Source organism: Ferruginibacter sp. SUN106 (assembly GCF_050611765.1).
Taxonomy (GTDB): Bacteria; Bacteroidota; Bacteroidia; order Chitinophagales; family Chitinophagaceae; genus Ferruginibacter.
The window spans coordinates 195796-218898 of the sequence record NZ_JBODJC010000001.1; the positions used below are offsets into that span (position 1 = coordinate 195796).

20 protein-coding genes are annotated in these 23103 nt (G+C 38.1%); 12 read left to right on the forward strand and 8 right to left on the reverse strand.

The window, feature by feature from the left end:
• The first annotated feature begins 47 nt into the window (after positions 1 to 47).
• Positions 48 to 1034: a potassium channel family protein gene (locus tag ACQ334_RS00750; RefSeq protein ID WP_430986237.1), complete on the forward strand. Its 987-nt coding sequence runs from the start codon at positions 48 to 50 to the stop codon at positions 1032 to 1034.
• Positions 1035 to 1172: 138 nt separating this feature from the next.
• Here the strand turns inward: ACQ334_RS00750 and ACQ334_RS00755 are convergent, their stop codons facing one another.
• Positions 1173 to 2300 (reverse strand): formimidoylglutamase, encoded by a 1128-nt coding sequence (locus ACQ334_RS00755; RefSeq protein ID WP_430986238.1) that lies wholly within the window; start codon positions 2298 to 2300, stop codon positions 1173 to 1175.
• A gap of 127 nt (positions 2301 to 2427) precedes the next feature.
• On the opposite strand from ACQ334_RS00755, the gene ACQ334_RS00760 reads away from it, so the two are divergent.
• The 5 genes from ACQ334_RS00760 to ACQ334_RS00780 all read left to right on the forward strand — a co-directional run bounded on the left by ACQ334_RS00760 (position 2428) and on the right by ACQ334_RS00780 (position 10258).
• On the forward strand, positions 2428 to 4272 hold the full coding sequence (locus ACQ334_RS00760; protein WP_430986239.1) for a 2-oxoacid:acceptor oxidoreductase subunit alpha: 1845 nt from the start codon (positions 2428 to 2430) through the stop codon (positions 4270 to 4272).
• 237 nt (positions 4273 to 4509) lie between these two features.
• On the forward strand, positions 4510 to 5007 hold the full coding sequence (locus ACQ334_RS00765; protein ID WP_430986240.1) for a hypothetical protein: 498 nt from the start codon (positions 4510 to 4512) through the stop codon (positions 5005 to 5007).
• A gap of 178 nt (positions 5008 to 5185) precedes the next feature.
• Positions 5186 to 6868: a DUF1800 domain-containing protein gene (locus ACQ334_RS00770; RefSeq protein ID WP_430986241.1), complete on the forward strand. Its 1683-nt coding sequence runs from the start codon at positions 5186 to 5188 to the stop codon at positions 6866 to 6868.
• An 18-nt stretch (positions 6869 to 6886) separates the two neighbouring features.
• Positions 6887 to 8464 carry a DUF1501 domain-containing protein gene (locus ACQ334_RS00775; RefSeq protein WP_430986242.1) on the forward strand — a complete coding sequence of 526 codons (1578 nt, stop codon included), beginning with the start codon at positions 6887 to 6889 and terminating at the stop codon, positions 8462 to 8464.
• A gap of 45 nt (positions 8465 to 8509) precedes the next feature.
• The gene (locus ACQ334_RS00780; protein ID WP_430986243.1) at positions 8510 to 10258 is read left to right on the forward strand and encodes a gliding motility-associated C-terminal domain-containing protein; all 1749 of its coding nucleotides are present in this window, start codon (positions 8510 to 8512) and stop codon (positions 10256 to 10258) included.
• Between the two features lie 72 nt (positions 10259 to 10330).
• Here the strand turns inward: ACQ334_RS00780 and ACQ334_RS00785 are convergent, their stop codons facing one another.
• From ACQ334_RS00785 to gldA, 7 genes are all read right to left on the reverse strand, one after another.
• On the reverse strand, positions 10331 to 11266 hold the full coding sequence (locus tag ACQ334_RS00785) for a hypothetical protein (RefSeq protein WP_430986244.1): 936 nt from the start codon (positions 11264 to 11266) through the stop codon (positions 10331 to 10333).
• A gap of 200 nt (positions 11267 to 11466) precedes the next feature.
• The gene (locus ACQ334_RS00790) at positions 11467 to 12381 is read right to left on the reverse strand and encodes a DUF6089 family protein (protein ID WP_430986245.1); all 915 of its coding nucleotides are present in this window, start codon (positions 12379 to 12381) and stop codon (positions 11467 to 11469) included.
• 56 nt (positions 12382 to 12437) lie between these two features.
• Positions 12438 to 13094, reverse strand: coding sequence for an endonuclease III (gene nth / locus ACQ334_RS00795; RefSeq protein WP_430986246.1), 657 nt, complete (start codon positions 13092 to 13094; stop codon positions 12438 to 12440).
• Positions 13095 to 13151: 57 nt separating this feature from the next.
• Positions 13152 to 13391, reverse strand: a complete 240-nt coding sequence (locus ACQ334_RS00800; protein ID WP_430986247.1) for a hypothetical protein — start codon at positions 13389 to 13391, stop codon at positions 13152 to 13154.
• Positions 13392 to 13481: 90 nt separating this feature from the next.
• Positions 13482 to 13790, reverse strand: coding sequence for an FtsB family cell division protein (locus tag ACQ334_RS00805; RefSeq protein ID WP_430986248.1), 309 nt, complete (start codon positions 13788 to 13790; stop codon positions 13482 to 13484).
• Between the two features lie 64 nt (positions 13791 to 13854).
• Positions 13855 to 15144: a phosphopyruvate hydratase gene (gene eno / locus ACQ334_RS00810; protein ID WP_430986249.1), complete on the reverse strand. Its 1290-nt coding sequence runs from the start codon at positions 15142 to 15144 to the stop codon at positions 13855 to 13857.
• A 20-nt stretch (positions 15145 to 15164) separates the two neighbouring features.
• Positions 15165 to 16079: a gliding motility-associated ABC transporter ATP-binding subunit GldA gene (gene gldA / locus ACQ334_RS00815; protein WP_430986250.1), complete on the reverse strand. Its 915-nt coding sequence runs from the start codon at positions 16077 to 16079 to the stop codon at positions 15165 to 15167.
• 129 nt (positions 16080 to 16208) lie between these two features.
• Here gldA and ACQ334_RS00820 point away from each other — a divergent pair, with 129 nt between their 5' ends.
• From ACQ334_RS00820 to ACQ334_RS00845, 6 genes are all read left to right on the forward strand, one after another.
• Positions 16209 to 16562: an S-adenosylmethionine decarboxylase family protein gene (locus tag ACQ334_RS00820; RefSeq protein ID WP_430986251.1), complete on the forward strand. Its 354-nt coding sequence runs from the start codon at positions 16209 to 16211 to the stop codon at positions 16560 to 16562.
• A complete protein-coding gene (locus tag ACQ334_RS00825) occupies positions 16562 to 18454 on the forward strand; it encodes a DUF4178 domain-containing protein (RefSeq protein WP_430986252.1) in 1893 nt (630 codons plus the stop codon). The genes ACQ334_RS00820 and ACQ334_RS00825 overlap by 1 nt, the downstream gene beginning before the upstream one ends.
• A 198-nt stretch (positions 18455 to 18652) precedes the next feature.
• A complete protein-coding gene (locus tag ACQ334_RS00830; RefSeq protein WP_430986253.1) occupies positions 18653 to 18856 on the forward strand; it encodes a DUF350 domain-containing protein in 204 nt (67 codons plus the stop codon).
• Positions 18857 to 18860: 4 nt separating this feature from the next.
• A complete protein-coding gene (locus ACQ334_RS00835; protein WP_430986254.1) occupies positions 18861 to 20384 on the forward strand; it encodes a polyamine aminopropyltransferase in 1524 nt (507 codons plus the stop codon).
• A 3-nt stretch (positions 20385 to 20387) separates the two neighbouring features.
• Entirely contained in the window at positions 20388 to 21989 is a 1602-nt protein-coding gene (locus ACQ334_RS00840) for an NAD(P)-binding protein (protein ID WP_430986255.1), read from the forward strand.
• Positions 21990 to 22000: 11 nt separating this feature from the next.
• On the forward strand, positions 22001 to 23077 hold the full coding sequence (locus ACQ334_RS00845; RefSeq protein WP_430986256.1) for a hypothetical protein: 1077 nt from the start codon (positions 22001 to 22003) through the stop codon (positions 23075 to 23077).
• Positions 23078 to 23103 lie beyond the last annotated feature (26 nt).

The following is a 23103-nucleotide window of genomic DNA, read 5'->3' on the forward strand; positions in this document are numbered from 1 at the left end:
ATCTGGCTTTAAAGTTATAATTTTCGGCCGTTGTTACAATACATTTAATGAAACGACTCTATCTTTTTAAAGGACTATTACAACCACTGCTATTACTCAACAGCCTGATACTGGCCGGCACTATTGGTTATATTCTGATAGAGCACTACAGTTTCCTGGATGCATTGTTTATGACGGTGATCACCATTGCATCAGTTGGGTTTAATGAAGTTAAGCCTTTGAGTGAAGCAGGGCAGGTGTTCACCATCATCCTCATCTTAGTTAACCTCGGTTTATTTACCTATTTCATCACTTTATTATCCCGTTATTTTTTTGATACCGAATTGGTGAAAAAATATAAAATGATCAAAATGGAAAACAGTATTCAGAAATTGCAGAACCATGTTATCATCTGCGGCTTTGGCCGCAATGGAAAAGAGAGTGCACAGGTATTACATGATAATAAAATTCCGTTTGTGGTGCTGGAAGAAAAAGCTGACCTGGAGACTGACCTTCCTTTTGAAGTAAAGTATTTTATTAAAGGCGATGCTACTAAAGATGAAGTTTTGCTGGAAGCAGGCATCAACAATGCCAAAGCCATCATCATCACTTTGCCGGTGGATGCCGATAATTTATTTGTGGTGCTTACGGCCAAACAACTCAATCCAAAAGTTACTATCATCAGCCGTGCCTCACAGGATTCATCTATAAAAAAATTAAAGATAGCAGGTGCCAGTAATGTAATAATGCCTGATAAAATCGGCGGCGCTCACATGGCTACATTAGTAATGTTGCCCGATGTGGTGGAGCTCATCTCTATCATGAGTACAAAAAACAACAGCGACTTCAGGGTAGCAGAATTAAAAACGCAGCAAAATATTTCTTTAGCAGAACTTGATCTCTGGAAAAAAACCAATTGCACTATTTTAGGAATAAAAGATGCAGAAGGGCATTATACCATCAACCCATCTTCCTCATACCAGGTAAACCCCGGCCAAAGCATGATCGTTATGGGCAGCGATGCACAAATAGAAAGTGCAAAAAAATTAGTGTAAATAAACTGCAGCACCAATGCAGCATATATCAATCGCAAACCAATCCGGCTTTAAAAACTCTAAACTCTAAACTCTAAACTCTAAACTCTAAACTCTAAACTCTAAACCAATCAACTAATTAACCAATTAACTAATCAACTACCCCCTCTCCTGTGCCCTCAACCACCGCTCCGGAATTTCATTACGGCTGGCTTGTATATAATCTTTATAACTGCTGGCAATATATTTTTTATCAGGTAATTGCATCCACCAGCGACCTGTTTTCTTACTCTGCAAAAAATTAGTTTCCGTTTCAGTAAAATGGCAATGGTATTCATTAAAGTTGCTACGGTCTTCAATAACAGCTTCCTGCTTAGCCCTGTTTTTACCATCAATAAAATACCAGAGCATTTGTGCAATTTGTTTGGCGGTAAGATCATTTACATCATGCTGTGGCAAATAACCATAAATGCCAAAACTGTTCAGGTTGGTACTCATACCTGCATAGCGGGTAAGCATACAAGCCTCTTCACCAGTAAAGCCATTAGGACTTTGTATAGAAGCAGGAGAATCGCCATACTTTATCGCACAAATATCAAAGCTTAATAAATTGGTGTTGCGTAAAACGGGTTCCATTTCTTCCATATCTTCCTTAGCCATTCCTAAGCGGAAACAATCAAAACGAAGTTTGTCCATTGTTTCCAGCATACGTGGATGCACAAAATAACTTTGAAAGCCGATATGATTGTAATGCTTTACCAGGTTAGGTTCGCCGGTAAGCATTTCCATTAAAAAATTTTCACTGCGTTCGGGGCTTTCGCCACGCAGGTTAATATTGGCATCAATGCAAGTAGCTTCCACCACTCTTTTCAGATCAACATAAGCAAAGTATTGTGCCAGCGTAATATCGTGTGAGCCACCCAATATCACTACTGTTTTATTTTGACGCAGCAATTCAGTTAATACAGTTTTTACGGCGGCATAACTATCATTGAGCGTGGCACCGGTTTTAATATTGCCAATATCAGCAATACTGATCTCCTTATGCCACAAGTGAAGCTGGTACAATTGCTTACGGATGGCATCAGGCGCCGAATGCAGGTTATTGAAAATACCTGCGCCCCTGCTTTCTGTAACACCTACCAAAACAATATCTGCATCGGTAATATCAGGCATCTCTGTGTCATATAAAGCAATATGTTTGGCAAATTGCCCGTCGTTATAGCCATTATCTTCATTAATGGCACTCAGTAAAACAGGCTCTAAAAAGTCATGCAGGTCGTACATCTAAAAAATTTGAGCAAACCTAATTTAATAATTTCAAATTGTGGGAACGTTGCCGGAAAAATTGTATAAATATCAGGCATTTAAAAAGCTTAAAATCGGTAACTTCGCTACCACAATTTTAAAAACGATGAGCTATAAAGAAGAAGTACTTAAAGACGTAGTGATAAAATTTGCCGGCGATAGCGGCGACGGTATGCAGCTTACGGGCAACCAGTTTACCAACAATACTGCAATGCTGGGTATTGACCTGGCTACTTTTCCTGATTTTCCTGCTGAGATACGTGCCCCGATAGGAACCCTGCCCGGTGTGAGCGGATACCAGTTGCGTTTTAGCAGCGACAGGATATTTACCCCGGGAGATGCCTGTGATGTATTAGTAGCTATGAATGCTGCTGCATTAAAAGCTAATTTAAAAGGATTAAAACCAGGCGGTAAAATTATTGCTAATGTAGATGGCTTTGATGCTAAGAATTTGCGGTTGGCTAATTATCCTGAAGGAGTACATCCTTTAGAAGATAACAGCCTGGGCAATTATGAAGTGATAAAGATCGACGTTACTAAAATGACCCGTGAGGCATTGAAGGAGATCACCATGGGGGTAAAAGAAAAAGACCGTGCAAAAAATATGTTTGTACTGGGCTTTTTGTACTGGATGTACAATCGTGACATGGAGAATACCATTAGCTTTATTAAAGATAAGTTTGGTAAAAAGCCGGAAATATTTGAAAGTAATGTGAAAGCATTGCAGGCAGGTTATAATTACGGCGATACTACCGAAACCTTTACTACAAAATATACTGTTGAAAAAGCTAAGATGGAGCCGGGTACGTATCGTTCTATCATGGGTAACCAGGCAGTTGCGTATGGATTGATTGCAGCATCACAAAAAAGTGGTTTGCCATTATTCCTGGGCAGCTATCCTATAACTCCTGCAAGCGATATTTTACATGAGTTAAGCAGGTATAAAAATTTTGGTGTAAAAACCTTCCAGGCAGAAGATGAGATTGCAGCGATCACTTCGGCTATTGGTGCCAGTTATGGTGGTAGTTTAGGCTTAACTACAAGCAGCGGCCCTGGTATTGCATTAAAAGCAGAAGCAATGGGTTTGGCAGTAATGCTGGAAATTCCTTTGCTGATCATCAATATTCAGCGTGGTGGCCCTTCAACCGGCTTGCCTACCAAAACAGAACAGAGTGACCTTATGCAGGCTTACTATGGCAGAAATGGCGAATGCCCGATGCCGGTAATTGCTTCAAGTACACCGAGTGATTGTTTTAGTGCTGTATATGAAGCCGCAAGAATTGCTGTGCAGCACATGACACCGGTAATGTTTTTAAGTGATGGTTATATTGCTAATGGTGCAGAGCCATGGAAATTTCCCAAGAGCGATGACCTGCCGGAAATAAAAGTTCATTTTACTACAGCTAATGATATTGCTGAAAGTAAATTTATGCCTTACCAGCGTGATGAAAAATTAGTAAGGCCATGGGCCATACCTGGTACACCCGGGCTGGAGCATAGAGTAGGAGGTTTAGAAAAACAGGATGGTACGGGTAATATCAGTTACGATAGCGATAACCACCAGCACATGGTTAAAACCCGCCAGGCAAAAGTGGATCTTATTGCTAATTATATTCCCGAACAAAAATTAGACAGTGGTCCGGCTAAAGGAAAAGTATTGGTATTAGGGTGGGGCAGTACCTACGGCTCTATCAAAAGCGCTTGTAAAGAATTGCAGGATGAAGGAGTAGAAGTAAGCCATGCTCACCTGCGTTATGTTCGTCCTTTCCCTAAAAATTTAGGCGACATCCTGAAAAATTTTGACACTGTTTTAATACCAGAAATTAATAATGGCCAGTTGATAAAAATTATCCGTGATGTTTATTTTGTAGATGCAAAAGGCTACAATAAAATTATGGGTGTGCCTATCACCAAAGGTGAACTGGTAGATGCAATAAGAAAACTATTATAATTCTTTCAACATAAAATTTCAGTAAAGTCCCAATTTTAAATTGGGACTTTTTTTATTTCTTATGTATCCTATGTATCCTCTGTGCCTATGTGGTTGAATTTACCACATAGGCACAGAGGATACATAGAAAAACAAAAAAAGTAAAACCTTTTTAGCTATACCATTATTGCTGAGTTTAAAAATGGCATTGATATTGCTGTATCAAAATCCTTAAACCTTTTATCCCAACAACTAACTATGAAAAATACTACACTGCAATCCATTTTTTTATTAGCTGTTATTTTCTTTATCTCCTGTACTAAACAGGAAGCATTGGTGCCGTTACCAGAGCCGGAAATTAAATTATCCTATATCAGTTTTAAGCAAGACACTATTGCGGTAACACTTTCAGTAACAACAGCAAGAAAAGAAAATGTGGGCACTTTATTTACTACAACTATTGAAGGAAAATTACCTGATAGTACTGTACGTAAGAACAATTTAATTATAAGAGTTACCGGCGATAGTGTAAAAACATACAAGGGTAATGAAATATTTGCCAGCTATACAGATTCATTGGGTATTACTTATGCTAATAACGTAAGCGATACCTCAAATAAAGTAACAGTTACAAAATTGCAAAAAATAAAACAAGGTATTGCAGAAGGTAATTTTACGATTAAGGTTAGTAATTCTACCAAAACAAAAATATTATTATTAGCAGAAGGAAAATTTTCTACCAGTTTTTCAGAATAAAAAAATCTTTGGCAAATTATTTGTTAAAGAAACGCATAGAACTACCCTTATCAATTCAGCGCAATGCAAAACACGTTTCCTGAATTTTGATTCCCTGGATATATCAGTAAAGTATTTTTATAAGATTGTATTAACCCTGTTTGATATTTTTTTATAGCTGTTAAACCACTATCCGTTTATGAATGAAACGCTGCTGACTAAAACTACTGTTGCAAAGCAACAACTGTCTCCTGCTGCAAAAAAATTGCAAGGCCCTTTAACTGAGGGTTTACAGGAATATTCCGGCACCTGGGATACGCCGCAAATTGTACATCTTTTAAAGCGAACCTTATTTGGGGCAAAGCAAAAAGACATTCAGTATTTTAAAACAAAAACTTTGTCGCAGGCTGTTGATGAAATATTACAGCCCACTACAGCACCGTCTTCTGTTCCGCTCAATAACTATAATGTTAATGGTTATGCAGACCCCACGGGAGTTGCTTTATGGCAAACCTGGATCAACACTGGTATTAGCCTTGCAGATACAGAATTAAACAGGCATCGCATTGATTCTTTAAAAACCTGGTGGCTGGGGCAGGCTGTACAACCTTCCCGTTCTATTCATGAAAAATTAACCGTGTTCTGGCATAATCATTTTGCTACCAACATTAATAATTCAGGTGATAAAATAAAAGCCAGGTTCTGGTACGATCATTATTTAACCTTGCGCCAGAATGCATTGGGTAATTTTAAAACGATGGCTAAAGCAATTACGTTGGATCCTGCCATGTTATATTTTTTAAATGGAGATAGTAATGTAAAAGGCTCACCCAATGAAAACTACGCAAGAGAATTGCAGGAATTATACACTGTTGGTAAAGGCCCTAATTCAAAATATACTGAAGATGATGTAAAAGCTGCAGCATTGGTACTTACAGGCCATACAGTAAGCCCGACTACTTTCACTTATTTTTTTGATGCCGGAAAACATGATGCTACTAATAAAGAGTTTTCTTCTTTTTACAGCAATAAAATAATTACCGGCTTTAGTGGTGCTAATGGTGCATCGGAAGTAGATGCATTACTGGATATGATATTTTCGCAGGAAGAATTATCCAAACACATCTGCAGAAAAATTTACCGTTTTTTTATTTATTATAAAATTGACAGCAGCATTGAGCAAACGGTGATAACTCCGCTGGCACAAATTTTCAGGAATAATAATTACGCTATTCAGCCTGTACTGTCTACATTATTTAAGAGTAAACATTTTTACGACCTGGTATACTCTTCGGCTTGTGTAATTAAAAGTCCGCTGGACTTTGTAATTGACCTGTGTAATGAATATAATGTGGTAATGCCAGATACTAGCAACAACGAAGCTACTTATGCAGTATGGCAAAGTATACAAAATGAAGCCAGCGAAATGCAACAGGAATTGGGGGCTATACCCGAAGTAGCAGGATGGTATGCTTATTACCAGGAGCCCGCCTTTCATGAATTATGGGTAAACTCTTCAACGTACACCCGCCGTAATATTTTTACCGACAGGATGATTGCCGATGGCATCATGAATAACAATCAAACTATAGTGATTGACCCCATTGCATTTGCTGATCAGTTAGCCAATCCCGGCGACCCTAATTTATTAATTAATCAATCGCTGGAAATTTTATTGCGCTATCCATTATCAGAAAGTGCAAAAGAGTTTATCAAGCGTTCTATTTTATTAAGTGGACAGTTGCAGGATTATTACTGGACCAATGCCTGGGATGCATATAAAGTAGATACCAGTAACCCGGGTACCAAAGCAATTGTTTTAAGCCGGTTAAAATCATTCTATAAATATATTATGAACCTGCCGGAATATCATTTGTGTTAAACCATCCAATTCCATTCTATGCAAAGAAGATCCTTTTTAAAACAAAGTATACAAGGTGCAGTATTGCCCTCAATATTAGGTAGCTTATCTGTAAAAGCATTTGGTAACTCTGCATTTTTACAATCGCTTACCGGTGCAGATAATGACCACGTACTTGTGCTGATTCAGTTAGCTGGCGGTAATGATGGATTGAATACCATTATTCCCCTGGAATTTTATAGTGATTACAATCGCATCCGTCCCAATATTGCGATACCGGAAAATAAAGTGCTGGCTTTAAATAATAATCTTAAATCAGGATTGCATCCCTCATTAACCGGTATGCAGCAAATGTATAACGAAGAAAAATTGTGTGCTATACAAGCGGTGGGTTATCCATCTGCTAATGGCTCACATTTTCGTTCTATGGATATCTGGTTAACAGGGGCCGATGCCGAACAATATTTATCTACTGGTTGGGCAGGAAGATATTTGAATCATCAGTATCCTAATTACCCTGTAGGTTTTCCTAATGATACCATGCCCGATCCATTAGCATTGCAGATCGGCTCTGTGTTATCCCCTGTATTTTTAAGCCCTACCGGTTTTGATGCATTAGCTATTGATGAAAGCTTAAACTTCTATAATTTAATTGATGCCATACAAGACCCTACACCCAATACACCCAGCGGTGTGGAACTAACTTACCTGCGTACTATTGCAAAGCAAACCAATAAATATGCAGAAGTTATTAAAAAAGCAGCTGATAAGGTAACACAGCAGTCAGCATATCCTGCAGATAATTACCTGGCAGCACAATTAAAAGCCGTTGCCAGGTTAGTAGCAGGCGGATTGAAAACAAAAATTTACATGGTAGGCATGGGTGGTTTTGATACGCATGCAGGCCAGGTAAACGGCGGCAATACGCTTACAGGAAATCACGCTGGTTTATTAAAGCAGGTTTCGGAAGCTATTACAGCATTTACAAAAGACTTGAAATTTTTAGGGGTTTCACAAAAAGTACTGGGTATGACGTTTTCTGAATTTGGAAGGCGTATGCAGAGTAATGGCAGCTTAGGTACAGATCACGGTGCCGCACAACCGGTATTTTTATTTGGCGACAGCGTAAAGCAGGGAATACTCGGTAAAAATCCTTCTATGCCAATAACAGGGCAGGCAGTGGATAATGTGCCAATGCAATACGATTTCCGTTCTGTTTACTCAACTATTTTAAGAGATTGGTTTTGCTTGCCTCCGCAGGATGTGGATAGTGTATTGCTTAAAAATTATCAATACCTGCCGGTGATAAAATCCACCGCTTGTAATATGGATATGCAGGAGTTGAATAACCTGGGTGATAACTTAATTATCAATTACCCCAATCCATTTGCCAATTCAACTAAAATTACTTTTAAAACAACAGGTGGCCATACATTGGTACAAATATTTGATACCGCAGGTAAAAGAATTGCCACATTGATAGATCAGGAGTATGCAACTGCAGGTACTTATACCGTAACTTTTAATACGCCGTTATTGCCAACGGGTGTGTATTATGCAAGATTACAAAACGGAGCTTTGCAACAAGTGCGGCCAATGTTAAAAGTAAAAGGATAAATTATTTAATTCAATACCCTTACAACTGTACTTAAAATAAACCTAATGAAGTGTTTTCTTTGTATCATATTTTTTTGCTCTTCATTTTTGATAACTGAAAGAACAGCTGCGCAAATGGTGTATGCTATCCAGCATAGCAGTAGTTGTGCAGGGAGTGCCGTAACTTTTAATTCTACTGCTTTTGAAACAGCACAATTTCCCTCTGTCATTCTCTGGAATTTTGGAGATACTGCAAGTGGCTTATTAAATACAGCAAAAGATATTCAGCAGCCTTCACACATTTACAGTACTCCGGGTACTTATATTGTTACCTTACATGTAGTGGATGGTGGCGCAGGAACTATTGATCTTACCGATACTATTAACTTTGTATTGCCTGTTGCTTACAATTTTGGTCCGGATGTTTTTTTATGCGGCGATACCGGAACATACATCCTTAACGCACCCATTATACCTAATGCCCTGTATGAGTGGAATGATGATACTACAACAATAGGGCCGGTACTTGCAGTAAAAAAATCGGGTACTTACACCGTAAAAATAAATGGTTGTGAAGTAACAGATACAATCGGTGTTTTTTTTACCAAAGAACCCAATCTTGACCTGGGAAAAGATCATACTTTATGCCAGGGCGAACGACTTACTTTAGATGCGTCCAGTGAAAATGCTACTTACCAATGGCGTTTAAATGGAACAGTATTAAGTTACACCCAATCGCAAATACCGGTTATTGCACCGGGCGGACAATACATTGTAAATGTTGGTGTGGCAGGATGCGGTGCTTACAGTGATACCGTTAATATAAATTTCAGTAATTACGCTGCACCGGTTTTTAATTTAGGTCCTGATACTTTATTATGCCCCAAAGAAATCTTTAATTTAACTGCACATGTTGCAGGTGCTACAAGTTATGCCTGGAGCAGTAAGGGCCTGAATGTAAATGATGCCGTATCATACAATATTGATAGGGATTCAACAATTACAATAAACAGCCAGGGGCGTTACTGGGCATTTGTTACTATTGGCAAACAATGCGAAGTAGTGGACACAATGATCGTACGCTATCGTGGCAACAAGCAATTGAATTTTAATGACACTGCACTTTGCCAGGGTAATACGCTGGTGCTGGATGCAGATTTTGGTACCGGTGTTTATAAATGGGAATCTATACCGGCGCAAAGAGATGATCAGAATAATACCAATCAATCTACTTACTTTGTTTATAAACCCGGTTTTTATGCAGTAACGGCAACGGTTGGCCACTGTGTATTTAAAGATAGTTTATACGTAGTGTTTAATGATACCTTGCAGTTAGGCTTACCAAAAGACACTACCTTATGCCGTGGAGAAACATTTATTATTCAACCCAAAGCCAATGCACCGGATTATAAATGGCAGGATGGATCAGTAGGAGGTATGTTTACCGCAACCACTACAGGCTTGTACCAGATTACTGCACAAAATGGTTGTGGCAGAGATACAGCGTCAATGAATATTATTTTTGAAGCCTGCCCCTGCGCTTTATTATTACCCAATGCGTTTACACCTAATGGTGATGGTGTGAATGATAATTTCCGTCCATTACATGCCTGCGATATGCAGGATTACACCATGACCATTCTTAACCGCTACGGAGAAAAAATTTATATCAGCAAAGACCCGTTGGAAGGTTGGGACGGTACACTGAAAGGTACTTTATTAAATATGGGAGCTTATGTGTGGATGGTAACTTATACCAAAATAAGCAACAAGCAAATAATTCAAAAACAAGGAACGGTATTGTTGCTGAGATGATAAATTGTTTTTTCAATCAATAAAAAAGTCCTGAAAATTTTCAGGACTTTTTTTATAAAAATTATTATTTAATTAATGCGATCTCTTTTCTCTGCCCAATACTAAACTTACTTTTACGTTAAAAGTAAAATACGCATCATTGTTTTTTGAATTGCCTCTCTGGTCTCCATCACCGGTAATATGTGTAGGATCCAGTTCGTACTGGCGGTCGTTCAACAATAAGGCGTTGGTTAATTTGGTGCCTGTAAAATAATTGGCAAATAAATTCGGGTCAACGTAACTGGTACTTACATCATCTAAATAATCGGTACTTAAAATGCGGTATAGAATTTCTGCTCTTAAATTTATCATTGGAGACAGCTCGTATTTAGCCCCAACACCAACGGGGATATTTACCTGGTGTAATGAGTAAGGTTTTCTTTTAGGGTATTCAGCAAAGCCTTGCCCTTCTGTACTTAGCGGCTGAAGGTCAACCCAGCGGTTTAATAATTTAGCCTGTGGGTTAAAGGAATAAAAACCAATACCTGCTGCTAAATAAGGAGAGCATCTGGGCACTGTACTATTTTCATCATACCTTTTAAAAATAAACAAAGGATGGATTTCTGCCAACAGGGAGAATTCGGTGATATTACTTCTAAAGCTCAGGTTGCGTTCGTACCGGCCGTTTGTAGAAGCTTTAACAGATTTTAAAATACTATCGTAAGCTTTAACCTGTCCAAAAGTACCTTCCAGCCTTAAAGCAACTGCATTTTTATAAAGGGCGTTGAAAAAAAGACCACCTGCAAATTGCGTATTTCCAAAGTTCAGATCTTTAATAAATTTTTTACCGATCCCTTTTTTACCACCAAGATCAGTAAGGCAATTCATCACACCAACAGATGCCCCCATTTCGTACACCACAGGATTATCATAATAGTTATTATCGTAAAAATAATATTGAGCCGAAGTTTTTTGAGCAGAACAAAGCAGTAAAAAAATGAGTGCGGTAACTGGAGCCAGTTTTTTCATGTACATAAATATCCTTTTGTATTAATATTAATTTTGGCGGTTGGGGGAGATACTTCAAAGGGATATAGATTAAGATACAAATAAAGCGATTATTCCGCAATAAAAATTCAGGTCGTGGATAATTGTTTACAAATTTTAGGATACTTAATATTAAGTATATGCTGCCTGTTACAGCTATTTCATTCAATTACAAAGCTATTTTAGAAAATAAAGCCGATTTTAAAATTCATAGAAAAATAGGCATCATTCTTTTTAGGATTGCCCCGTATGTCGCCAATATTGGTAGCATGCGCCGGATTGATTTCATTTTGCCGGTTATATAATCTCAATGCTTCTGCCAGCTTTTCGCCGTCTAAATATTTCGAGAATAAGCTTTTGTCGATATAAGTGGTACTTACATCATCTAAATAATCGGTCAGTAAAATGCGGTAAACAAACTCGGTACTAAAATTAACACCATTGGCAATTTTATATTTTATACCGGCACCCACAGGAAAATTAATTTGCTTTAATTTATAGATCTTCCTGTCCGGATATTCTGCAAAACCCTGGCCTTCGGTACTCAGCGGCCTAAGGTCTACCCAGGCACTATCGTATTTAGCCCGTGGATTAAATACAAAATAGCCTATGCCTCCCAACAGATATGGAGACAGCCTTGGCAGTTTTTCATTTTGCGAATACAATTTAAAAAAACGGGGATGAATTTCGGTCACCAGCGACATTTCAAAAATAGTACTCCTGAAACTCAGGTTACGGTCGTACCTGCCCAAGGTAGATTCCTTTACATTTTTCAGTACGGCATCGCTTGCTTTTACAATGCCCCATACAGCTTCTGTTCTTAATGCTACGGCATTGCGGTACACAATACTTGTGTATATACTTCCTTCGGGCTGACTGTAACCAACATTTACATCTTTAATAAAATTTTTGCCTATTCCTTTACCTCCACCTAAATCGGTAAGACAATTCATAACGCCTAAGGATGCGCCTACTTCAAGAGTAAATTTGCTGTAGTAATAAGGATCTTCAGAAAAATCAGGCCTTTGTGCAAATACAGTTGTAAACGAGCATACCAATATGATGGCAATGCCCAAAAATGGGATGATTCTTTTCATGAAATAAGGTTTCCTGTTAGTGAAAAATGGGGTTATTTAAGAGGATACCTGGAATTTCACAATTGAATATCTGATTTTTTTTTAATGCGGACAAATTTACAGGCAGTTTTTAAACCACATTCGCTGCATTTGGGACTTCTGGCGGTACAAATATACCTGCCATGCAATATTAACCAATGATGTGCCTTGTACACATATTCGGCTGGAAAATTTTCAATTAATTGTTTTTCGGCTGCCAAAGGAGTTTTGGCATTGGTGGTAAGGCCGATCCTGGCACTCACCCTGAATACATGTGTATCCACAGCCATATTGGGTTGCTGATCTACAACAGATGTGATTACGTTGGCTGTTTTTCTTCCTACACCAGGTAATTGAATGAGCTCTTCCACAGTCATAGGCACTTCGCCACTAAATTTTTCCAATAACATTTTGGCCATGCCAATAAGGTGTTTGGTTTTGTTGTTGGGGTAAGAGATGCTTTTAATAAATGGAAACAATTCTTCAAAACTTGCCTTGCTTAAGGCTTCGGCTGTGGGGTATTTTTCAAAAATAAAAGGCGTGGTAAGATTAACTCTTTTATCAGTACACTGGGCAGATAAAATTACGGCTACTAATAATTGAAAAGGGCTATCAAATAATAATTCAGTTTCCGCATCAGGGGCATGCTCTAAAAAATAGTCAATTACAAACTGGTAACGTTCCTTTTTGGTCATAAAAAAATCCCCCTACATATGTCGGGGGAACTAAATTACGTTAAAAACGGGACGATATTAAACTGATGCAGAAAGTTCGCTGACAGCTTTTTCGGCATAATTCAAAATATTGTCAATCGTTTGTTGGCTAGGTGACATCTTTAAAGTTTCCAGCTGGTTTTGAGCAGCGGTGATCTCTTCAAATTTTTCACGAAGACTCCAGTCATTTTCCAAAGCAGCTTTTATTTCGGCTGTTTGTGCTGGGGAAGTTTCCTTGTACAAATACTGTAATAGATCTTCCGGGGTAAAATTGTGCATAGCAAATGTGGCTTGTGTTAAAAAATTAAATATCCATTATCCGTTTACATAAACGGTATTTTTACGGCGATATTGTATTTTAGCGCAAAATTATTTGCTTTCGGAGGGGGTGGTTATAATGAACAGATCTTCATTATCTTTTTTCATCATATAGTTCTCCCGGGCATATTTCTCAATAGTTTGGGAGTTGGTCTTCAATAAATTACGGTCTTTACTGGTCTCCACTATCAATTTAGTCATGTGCTGCTCATTCTTTTGCAGCTTACTGTAAGTTTCAATTCTATTGATAGTAGATGGAATATCTTTTGGATCAAAGAAAAAAATCCAGACTAAGAAGGCTGTGCCTGCAATCAGGTACTTATTTTTTAGCCAGGATGGTATGTGTGACAGAAGTTTCAAATCAGAAGTTATAAAGTTAAGGGTTATGAGTTACGGGTTATTAACCCGTAACTCGTAACATTTCTTATTGACCAAATTTAATCTTTCCTTTTGGATAAATGCCGCTTTCGCCCAACATTTCTTCAATGCGGATCAGCTGGTTGTACTTGGCCATACGATCGGTACGGGAAGCAGAACCGGTTTTGATTTGTCCGCAATTTAATGCTACAGCCAGGTCAGCAATGGTAGTATCTTCAGTTTCGCCGCTGCGATGGCTCATAATGGTATTATAACCACCTTGCTGAGCCATACTAACCGCATTGATAGTTTCAGTAATAGTACCAATCTGGTTTACTTTTACTAATAAACCATTAGCAATACCTTCAGTAATACCTCTTTCTAATCTTGTTACATTGGTTACAAAAAGATCATCACCTACCAACTGGCATTTTTTACCCACAGCTTCAGTCAGCATTTTCCAGCCTTTCCAGTCATCTTCCGCCATGCCATCTTCAATACTGCAGATGGGATATTGTTTTACCCAGCTGGCCCAGAAATTCACCAGTTGTTCGCTGGTCATTTCTTTACCTGAACTTTTATGAAAAACATATTTTTTCTTTTTGCTGTCCCACAATTCACTGTTGGCAGCATCCATTGCGATAGTGATCTGAGAGCCGGTTTTAAAACCTGCTGCCTGTATAGCAGTCAGTACTGTTTCAATAGCTTCTTCGTTGCTTTGAATGTTGGGAGCAAAACCACCTTCATCACCTACGTTAGTGCTGAAGCCTTTTTTCTTCAATACAGTTTTTAATGCATGAAAAATTTCAACACCCCAACGTAAACCTTCGCTGAAAGAAGTAGCGCCAACAGGCATTACCATAAATTCCTGGAAGTCGATCTTATTATCCGCATGTGCACCACCGTTTAAGATGTTCATCATCGGTATCGGTAAAATTTTTGCATTTGTTCCGCCAATATAACGGTACAAAGGAAGGTTGGCTTCCAATGCAGCAGCTTTTGCAACAGCCATACTAACGGCAAGCATTGCATTGGCACCTAATTTACCTTTGTTGGCAGTACCATCCAAAGCCTGTAGGGCAGCGTCAATACCGGTCTGGTCAGCCACATCCCATCCTAATAAATTATCTGCAATAACTGTATTTACATTCTTCACTGCTTTTAAAACACCTTTACCACCATACAGTTTTTTATTATTATCCCTTAACTCCACCGCTTCATGAATACCCGTACTGGCACCACTTGGCACAGCGGCACGGCCCAAATGTTCGTTCTCTGTTAAGATGTCAACTTCTACTGTTGGATTTCCACGGCTGTCTAATATCTGACGGGCATGAATGGAGGCGATGTAGCTCATTTTCTTTGTTGTTTGATTATTTAATTATTATTTGAGGTTAAATTCCTGAACACTTCTTCCAGGCTGTTATTTTCACTTTGCAAAGAAACAATGTTCCAGTTGTTCCGCAAACTCAGTTCCATTAATTGTTTTCTAATACTTTCGGGATTTTTTGTTGAAAGTTGAAAATTAGAAGCCGAGGGCTGGCTGATACCGGTTACGTCTTGTATAGATTGTAACATTTCTAAAGGCACATTTTCTTTAAACTGTACCAGTACCACATGGTTGCCGGAATTGTTTTTTTGAAGATTACTTAATTTGTCATCTGCCACAATATTCCCTTTGTTAATGATGATCACCCTGTCGCAAATAGCTTCTACTTCCTGCATGATATGCGAAGAGAATAACACGGTTTTATTCTTACCCAGTTCTTTTATCACTTCCCTTATTTCAACGATCTGGTTAGGGTCAAGGCCGCTGGTAGGTTCATCTAATATCAATACATCGGGGTTGTGTATCAGTGCAGCGGCTAAGCCTACACGTTGTTTATACCCCTTGCTTAACTGCGCTATCTTTTTATTGGCTTCTACCTGCAAACCAACGGTGGCTATAACTGTTTCAATCTGTTGTTTAAGATTGTTCACTTTATGTACATTACCTACAAACTCCAGGTACTCTCTCACAAACATATCGTAATACAAAGGATTGGCCTCGGGCAGGTAACCGATTTTCTTTTTGGTTTCGTTGCTGTTTTCATCCACCGCAATTCCGCACACTACTGCATTACCGCCATCGGCTTTAAGATAGCCGGTGATCATTTTCATAGTGGTGGATTTACCTGCACCGTTAGGCCCCAGGAAACCAACGATTTCGCCTTTATTGATGGCAAAGGAAATATTGTTAACCGCTTTTTGGGCGCCGTAAATTTTAGAAAGGTTGCTGACTGTGATAGACATGTAAGACTGGATTACCTGACAATTGAAATATGAATTTTTTATTTCAATTGCGAAAGTACAAAATATAATGCTTAGAAAACATGATAGAAAACACGGGTAAATTTATTGGGATTATCTATTTTTACCGTAATGGAATATAAACCCGGTAAACATCTTATTGCTACCCTGCAACCTGGTATTGCTGAGCTGATAAAGCACTATGCCGGTTTTAAAGACCTGATCAACCATTTGATTACCGAATATCAGCTGGTTAAATTGGGCGAAGTGTACCACAATTTTTCTCCCGAAGGTTTTACTGCCGTGATCTGCCTGAGCGAAAGCCATATTTCTATACATACCTGGCCAGAGCATAACCTGGTAAATGTGGATGTTTACCTGAGCAATTTTCAAAAGACCAATGATAATACTGTGCAGGCTGTTTTTGAAAGTATCACTGCTTACTTTGATGCTGTTGTTTTATCTGTACAAACAATAACCCGGTAATGAGCGATCTGCGTACCATATTACAATGCCCTAAGTGTAATGCCATGGTGGCGTTTGAATACCCGGCATCCAATATTAAAGAATGTACCTGCGGTGCAGTTGTATTAAAAAAAGATAACCAGTTAACAGTTGCCGAAGGGTTAAATAATGTTACTGTAAAAGGATACCAGCTAAAACCCGGCACTACGGGACAATGGGATGGCAGGCAGTTCAGGATATTGGGAAAAATGGGGGTGTGGTTTGAAGAATCTTTTTTCAGTTACTGGTGTATTGTTTTTAAGGATGGTGTCACCGGATTTTTAGCAGAGGGCTATGGCCTGTATTCCATTTTGCTGGAAGACAAACAGGCGGTTATAAAAGACAGCGATCTCGGCAGTAATAAGGTGGGGCAGGTGGTGATCAATACAGATTACCAGTTTCAAAAAAAGAGCAGCAGTTTTTACTGGGAAGTGGAAGGGGAGTTGTACCTTAAAAATTTCAGCACTTATTTTGACGTGTATGAGTATGATGGCGAAGGCGGAAAACTTTTTACAATTTTTAAATGGGGTGATAAAACAACGGAGATCTTTAGTAATAACCCAACTTCATTTGACGATCTTAAGCTGGAAAATATACAGGAGAAAAATCCTTATGGCATACAATTAAAATGCCCGCAGTGTGCTAAAGGAATAGCCATCAGCACTTATCCCATGGCTCAAAGCTGTACCTGCAATGATTGCGGCACTTTTTACAGCATCGAAAAAAAGAGACTGATCGACAAAGGCAAAAATGATAAGAACACCTTTACTACCTTATTACCTTTAGGTACCAATGGGGTTATTAAAAATATTAACTACCGGGTGGTGGGATACACTAAAAAGCAGGAACAAAATGCCTATAAGGCCAAATGGAGGGAATATGTTTTATTTAATCCCACTTACGGTTTTGCTTTTTTAAGTGAATTTGACGGGCACTGGATATACGTTAAGGAAACCCTTGCAGCACCGGTGATATTAAACGAGAATACCAAAACTTTTGAATTTGGTAACGAATCGTTTCATTTGTATAACTCTTATTCATATACAGTAATAGAAGCCCGTGGCGAATTCCCTTATAATGCTTTTGACAATAAAAATACTACGGTAAAAGAATACATTTCGCCACCAGAGATATGGATAAGAGAAAAAGACAGTAAAGAAGGGATCAGCTGGTTTTGGGGCGAACATATTGCGCCTAAAGAAATAAAAAATGCTTTTGGTATTGAGAATGCCATGCCATACCGGAGTGGGATAGGTGCAGTACAGCCTACCGGTTACATCAACATAAAAAAATTAGTGTTGATGAGTGCATTAGGTATTTTAGGTTTATTGCTGGTGTTCATGATCTCTTCCGGCAATAAACAAAATAAAACTTTGGCACAGGATACCTATTATTTCTCGGATTCAACTGATAAAATAAAAATTGTTACCGAAAAATTCATGCTGAATAAATGGCGGAGTAATGTGCAATTTGATATATCGGCACCGGTAAGTAACAGCTGGTTTGAGTTGAGTGCTACATTGGTAAATGTGGAAACAGGTAAAGAGTACACGATGGAACAGGGCATTGAATATTATTACGGCTATACTGATGGCGAAAACTGGAGTGAAGGCAGCCACGACGAAACAGCTTATATTACTAATGTGCCTGCCGGCAAATATTTCCTGGAAATGGAAGGCGCAAGGGAAACAAATTCATCAGTAAAGTTAAACAGCTTTAGTGCAAAAGTAATTTATGATGTAGCTGCCTACAGAAATCTTTGGTTCGCCATTTTTCTGCTATTGCTCTGGCCGGGAATTAACTATTTTAGAAACCAATATACCGAAAAAAGCAGGTGGCAAGACAGCCCTTATTCTAATTACAGCGACAATTAAAATAGTATACAAAATGAATTTTAATTTTTTTAAAAACCGATCACCATTGTTTCAATTCCGGTGGTTTATAGTAACCTTTCTTGCAGTAACATCACTGATGCTTTTTTGTGATATTACAGGAAGGAGAATGTTTTCTCTTAGTAACCAGCAGCAATGGAGCAGCAGCGGACCAGGCAGCCACAAATAAAACTTTTATATATGACACAGCCCATCATCAACTCTCTTTTATATGCTTTTTTAGGCATAGCTATACTGGCCGTATCCTTCGTGTTGTTAGAGATATTAACACCCCGGCATAATTTACGCAAAGAGATATTGGAAAATAAAAATGTTGCCCTTGCTATTTTAGCTGGTTTTTTTATGCTGGCAGTGGCTATAATTATTGCTTCGGCCATACATTAAGATAATGATAAAAAAAGAAAGCAGCGCCCAGTGGATATTACTGATTGCAGTATTTTGTATTGCCACCTGTGGTTTAATTTATGAATTGGTAGCGGGTACGCTGGCCAGTTACCTGCTCGGCGATAGTGTTACGCAATTCAGCACCATCATCGGTACGTATTTATTTGCAATGGGCATCGGGTCTTTTTTTTCCAGGTATTTTAATAATGATATTTTAAGATGGTTCATTAAAATAGAATTGCTAATTGGTTTGATAGGCGGCTTCAGTTCTGCATTATTATTTTTATTATTCCCCTTAGTGGTTTCTTTTAGACTGGTTCTGTATTTAATGGTGTTAGTAACCGGTATTTTAGTTGGGCTGGAAATTCCGTTGCTGATGCGTATACTAAAAGACAAGATTGAATTTAAAGACCTGGTCAGTAAAGTTTTTTCCTTTGATTATATTGGCGCATTACTGGCATCGGTGGTTTTCCCTTTAGTGTTAGTTCCTCATTTGGGTTTGATAAGAACATCGTTATTTTTTGGCATCATTAATATTGGCGTTGGCTGGTACCTGGCCCATTATTTTACCAGCCAGATAAAACAGGCCGTAAGTCTTAAAGCCATAGCTATTATATTATTACTTGTAGAAGTGGTGGCATTTGTATTTTCAGATAATATCATGTCGTACAGTGAAAGCCTAACGTACAGGGATAACATTGTGTTTGCTACTTCATCTCCCTATCAACGTATTGTGATCACCAAAAATAAAAGAGAGTTAAGGTTACACCTGAATGGCAATTTGCAGTTTAGCACTGCAGATGAATACCGCTATCATGAAGCACTGGTGCACCCGGCACTGTCATCCGTTGCCAGCTTAAAAAATGTATTGGTTTTGGGTGGCGGCGATGGTTTGGCTGTAAGAGAAATATTAAAATATCCTTCTGTAGAAAAAATTAAACTGGTAGACCTTGATGCAACCATGACTAAATTATTTTCAACACAGGAAGTATTGGTGCATTTAAATAACGGATCACTACTGAATAAAAAAGTACTGGTGCAAAATGAAGATGCTTTTTTATGGCTGACAAAGAATACCGAAAAATTTGATGCCGTGGTGGTTGATTTCCCCGATCCGTCTAATTTTTCTATTGGTAAATTATACAGCACCATGTTTTATACACTTTTAAAAAAAGTACTTAACCCCGATGGTGTAGCTGTTATTCAAAGCACTTCACCTTATGTAGCGCCAAAAAGTTTCTGGTGCATTAATAATACTATACAAGCTGCAGGCTTTTTTACAAAACCCTATCATAATTATGTGCCTTCTTTTGGCGAATGGGGTTATATCATTGCCAGCATTAATCCCAACCTGCATTGGTTTGCAGCATACCCGGCAGGATTAAAATATTTAAACGATGCTGTTATTCCGCAAATGTTTGTTTTTCCGCAAGACATGCAATACAATAAACCCATACCGGTAAATAAATTGAATAACCAGGTGCTGGTAGGTTATTTTGAAGAAGAATGGGATAAATACCTGGATTAAAAAATGAACAGGAAACAATTTATACAAACTGTTTTAGGGGCAACTGCAATAACCACAGTTGCAGCATCCTGCAATACAAAAAAACATATTGTAAAAGGAGCAATCATTGGCGCTTCTTCAAACATTGGCCATTTACTCAGAGCAGAAAAAAATTATACCATCGCAACAACTATTCAAAAAAAAGTAGTGATAATAGGAGCTGGCATAAGTGGCTTATCTGCTGCAAGGCATTTACAGGCCAATAACATTTCTGATTTTATTTTACTCGACCTGGAAAAAGAAGCTGGCGGTAACGCAAAAAGTGGCGCCAATGAAATATCGGCATTTCCGTGGGGAGCGCACTATGTACCGATACCCAATAATAATCTTACAGAATACATTGATTTTTTATCGGCCTGTGGTATTGTAAAAAGTATAGGCGAAGATAAAATTCCACAATACAAAGAAGAGTATTTGTGTTTTGATCCTGAAGAAAGATTATTTATTAATGGCAGGTGGCAGGATGGCCTCATTCCTCATTTTGGTGTACCCGATGCCGAGCTTGCACAGATAGATATGTTCTTAAAAAAAATGAATATTTACAGGTATACAGTTGGTACTGATGGTAAAGATGCATTTGCAATCCCGGTTAATGAATCCAGTGCGGATGAAGTTTATATAGCGCTTGATCAGATTACTATGAAAGACTGGTTGCTAAAAAATGGATTTACAAGTACTTATTTACATAATTACGTTAACTATTGCACTAAAGATGATTTTGGTACAGCCTATCACAATATCAGCGCATGGGCAGGCATACATTATTTTGCGGCAAGAAAAGGAAAAGCAGTGAATAGTACTTACAGCGATGTAATTACTTGGCCTGAAGGAAATGGATTTTTAGTAAACAAATTAAAAGCTTTATGTGAGCCTCAGACTAAAACCAATTGCCTGGCTACTAAAATTATAATGCAGGATGATAAAGTAGTAGTAGAATATTTTGATGTGATAACACAACAATACATTGCAATTGAAGCAGCACAATGCATTGTAGCCACACCGCAATTTGTAGCCAGCCGTTTGCTACATAACGAAGCAAGGGCAGCTGTGGTAAAAAATAATTTCAGTTATTCGCCATGGATGGTGGCTAATATTACAACCAACGAATTAAAACAAAAAGAAGGAGCGCCAGTATCCTGGGATAATGTGGTGTATGATACAGCATCTCTGGGTTATATTGATGCCACCCACCAGCAATTACAACTGTATAAAAATAAACGTAACCTTACTTATTATATGCCTTTGTGCAGTGCTGATGCTGTAACGGAAAGAAAACAGGCGCAGGGAAAAAAGCATGCAGACTGGACTGAAATAATTTTTAATGATCTGAAAAGGATACATGAGGATATTGAAACACAGACGGAAGAAATTAATGTCATGGTTTGGGGACATGCCATGATTCAGCCCTTGCCCGGTTTTATATCTGGCAAAGCAAGACATGAAATGGCACAATCTATCAATAATAAAATTCATTTTGCCCATACCGATATTGCAGGGATATCTATTTTTGAGGAAGCATTTTACCAGGGCTTACAAGCAGCGAAGAAAGTAATTGCAGCAGTATAAACTATTTCATTATGAAACCACAACCATGGATAGGCAATCGTACCATTGATGTGTTGTTTATTTTACTACCTCCATTTATAAGCCTGCTCATTATTTTTCTTTTTCCGCAGTTGTTTCAAAATGTAAAAGCCATGCCCGATGCAGGCTGGGTAATTTTAATTTTGTTGATTGATGTGGCGCATGTGTACACCACTTTGTTCCGAACGTATTTTGATACCGGTGCATTTAAAAAGCAACGCCTTATTTTATCTGCCATTCCGTTTATAGGATTTGTAGCTGGTGTAATAGCCTATTCTATAAGTAGTATTTTCTTCTGGAGGTTGCTTGCTTATGTGGCTGTGTTTCATTTTATCCGGCAGCAATATGGATTTATGAGGGTGTATAGCCGTAAAGAAATTACAGGACGATATGCTACATTGATTGATACCATTACTATTTACTACGCCACCATTTACCCAATTGCATACTGGCATTTAAAAGGACCGAGAAATTTTAATTGGTTTACCGATAACGACTTTGTTTATTTTAATGCCAATACAATACTTAACATTTTAACCGTGTTATATTTTGTAAATGTATTGGTATTTATTGGCAAAGAAATTTACGGATATATAAAAAGCCATACTATCAATATTCCAAAACTGGCGGTTATTACGGGTACATTGGTATCCTGGTATTTTGGTATTGTATATTTTAATGGAGATATGGCATTCACTATTTTAAATGTGGTAAGTCATGGCATTCCCTACATGGCTTTAGTATGGATCTATGGAAGAAAAAATTATCGGCAACCACAAAAAGGTAATCGCTTTCTTAAAATAGTGTTTAGTAAATATGGTATTCTTATTTTCCTGGCACTAATATTTTTATTTGCTTTTGTAGAAGAAGGGTTATGGGATTTTATAGTTTGGAAGGAACATAGCCTGGTATTTAATTTTAGTAATTTCCCTGCCGTAAATATCAGCGATAAGGCATTAAGTTTTATTGTACCCTTGCTGGCATTGCCACAAATAACACACTATATTTTAGATGGCTTTATCTGGAAAATAAAAGAAGATAATTTTAAATGGAATAACGAAAGCCGTTAGACTGCATTTGTTTCTTAAATAAAAAC

What these genes read in the sequence shown, in the direction of transcription:
- ACQ334_RS00750 (WP_430986237.1), top strand. Translation starts at nt 48, where the DNA reads ATGAAACGACTCTATCTTTTTAAAGGACTATTACAACCACTGCTATTA.
- ACQ334_RS00845 (WP_430986256.1), top strand. Translation starts at nt 22,001, where the DNA reads ATGAAACCACAACCATGGATAGGCAATCGTACCATTGATGTGTTGTTT.
- ACQ334_RS00755 (WP_430986238.1), bottom strand. Translation starts at nt 2,300, where the DNA reads ATGTACGACCTGCATGACTTTTTAGAGCCTGTTTTACTGAGTGCCATT.
- ACQ334_RS00785 (WP_430986244.1), bottom strand. Translation starts at nt 11,266, where the DNA reads ATGAAAAAACTGGCTCCAGTTACCGCACTCATTTTTTTACTGCTTTGT.
- ACQ334_RS00775 (WP_430986242.1), top strand. Translation starts at nt 6,887, where the DNA reads ATGCAAAGAAGATCCTTTTTAAAACAAAGTATACAAGGTGCAGTATTG.
- ACQ334_RS00820 (WP_430986251.1), top strand. Translation starts at nt 16,209, where the DNA reads ATGGAATATAAACCCGGTAAACATCTTATTGCTACCCTGCAACCTGGT.
- ACQ334_RS00770 (WP_430986241.1), top strand. Translation starts at nt 5,186, where the DNA reads ATGAATGAAACGCTGCTGACTAAAACTACTGTTGCAAAGCAACAACTG.
- ACQ334_RS00830 (WP_430986253.1), top strand. Translation starts at nt 18,653, where the DNA reads ATGACACAGCCCATCATCAACTCTCTTTTATATGCTTTTTTAGGCATA.
- nth (WP_430986246.1), bottom strand. Translation starts at nt 13,094, where the DNA reads ATGACCAAAAAGGAACGTTACCAGTTTGTAATTGACTATTTTTTAGAG.
- ACQ334_RS00765 (WP_430986240.1), top strand. Translation starts at nt 4,510, where the DNA reads ATGAAAAATACTACACTGCAATCCATTTTTTTATTAGCTGTTATTTTC.
- eno (WP_430986249.1), bottom strand. Translation starts at nt 15,144, where the DNA reads ATGAGCTACATCGCCTCCATTCATGCCCGTCAGATATTAGACAGCCGT.
- gldA (WP_430986250.1), bottom strand. Translation starts at nt 16,079, where the DNA reads ATGTCTATCACAGTCAGCAACCTTTCTAAAATTTACGGCGCCCAAAAA.
- ACQ334_RS00760 (WP_430986239.1), top strand. Translation starts at nt 2,428, where the DNA reads ATGAGCTATAAAGAAGAAGTACTTAAAGACGTAGTGATAAAATTTGCC.
- ACQ334_RS00790 (WP_430986245.1), bottom strand. Translation starts at nt 12,381, where the DNA reads ATGAAAAGAATCATCCCATTTTTGGGCATTGCCATCATATTGGTATGC.
- ACQ334_RS00835 (WP_430986254.1), top strand. Translation starts at nt 18,861, where the DNA reads ATGATAAAAAAAGAAAGCAGCGCCCAGTGGATATTACTGATTGCAGTA.
- ACQ334_RS00800 (WP_430986247.1), bottom strand. Translation starts at nt 13,391, where the DNA reads ATGCACAATTTTACCCCGGAAGATCTATTACAGTATTTGTACAAGGAA.
- ACQ334_RS00825 (WP_430986252.1), top strand. Translation starts at nt 16,562, where the DNA reads ATGAGCGATCTGCGTACCATATTACAATGCCCTAAGTGTAATGCCATG.
- ACQ334_RS00780 (WP_430986243.1), top strand. Translation starts at nt 8,510, where the DNA reads ATGAAGTGTTTTCTTTGTATCATATTTTTTTGCTCTTCATTTTTGATA.
- ACQ334_RS00840 (WP_430986255.1), top strand. Translation starts at nt 20,388, where the DNA reads ATGAACAGGAAACAATTTATACAAACTGTTTTAGGGGCAACTGCAATA.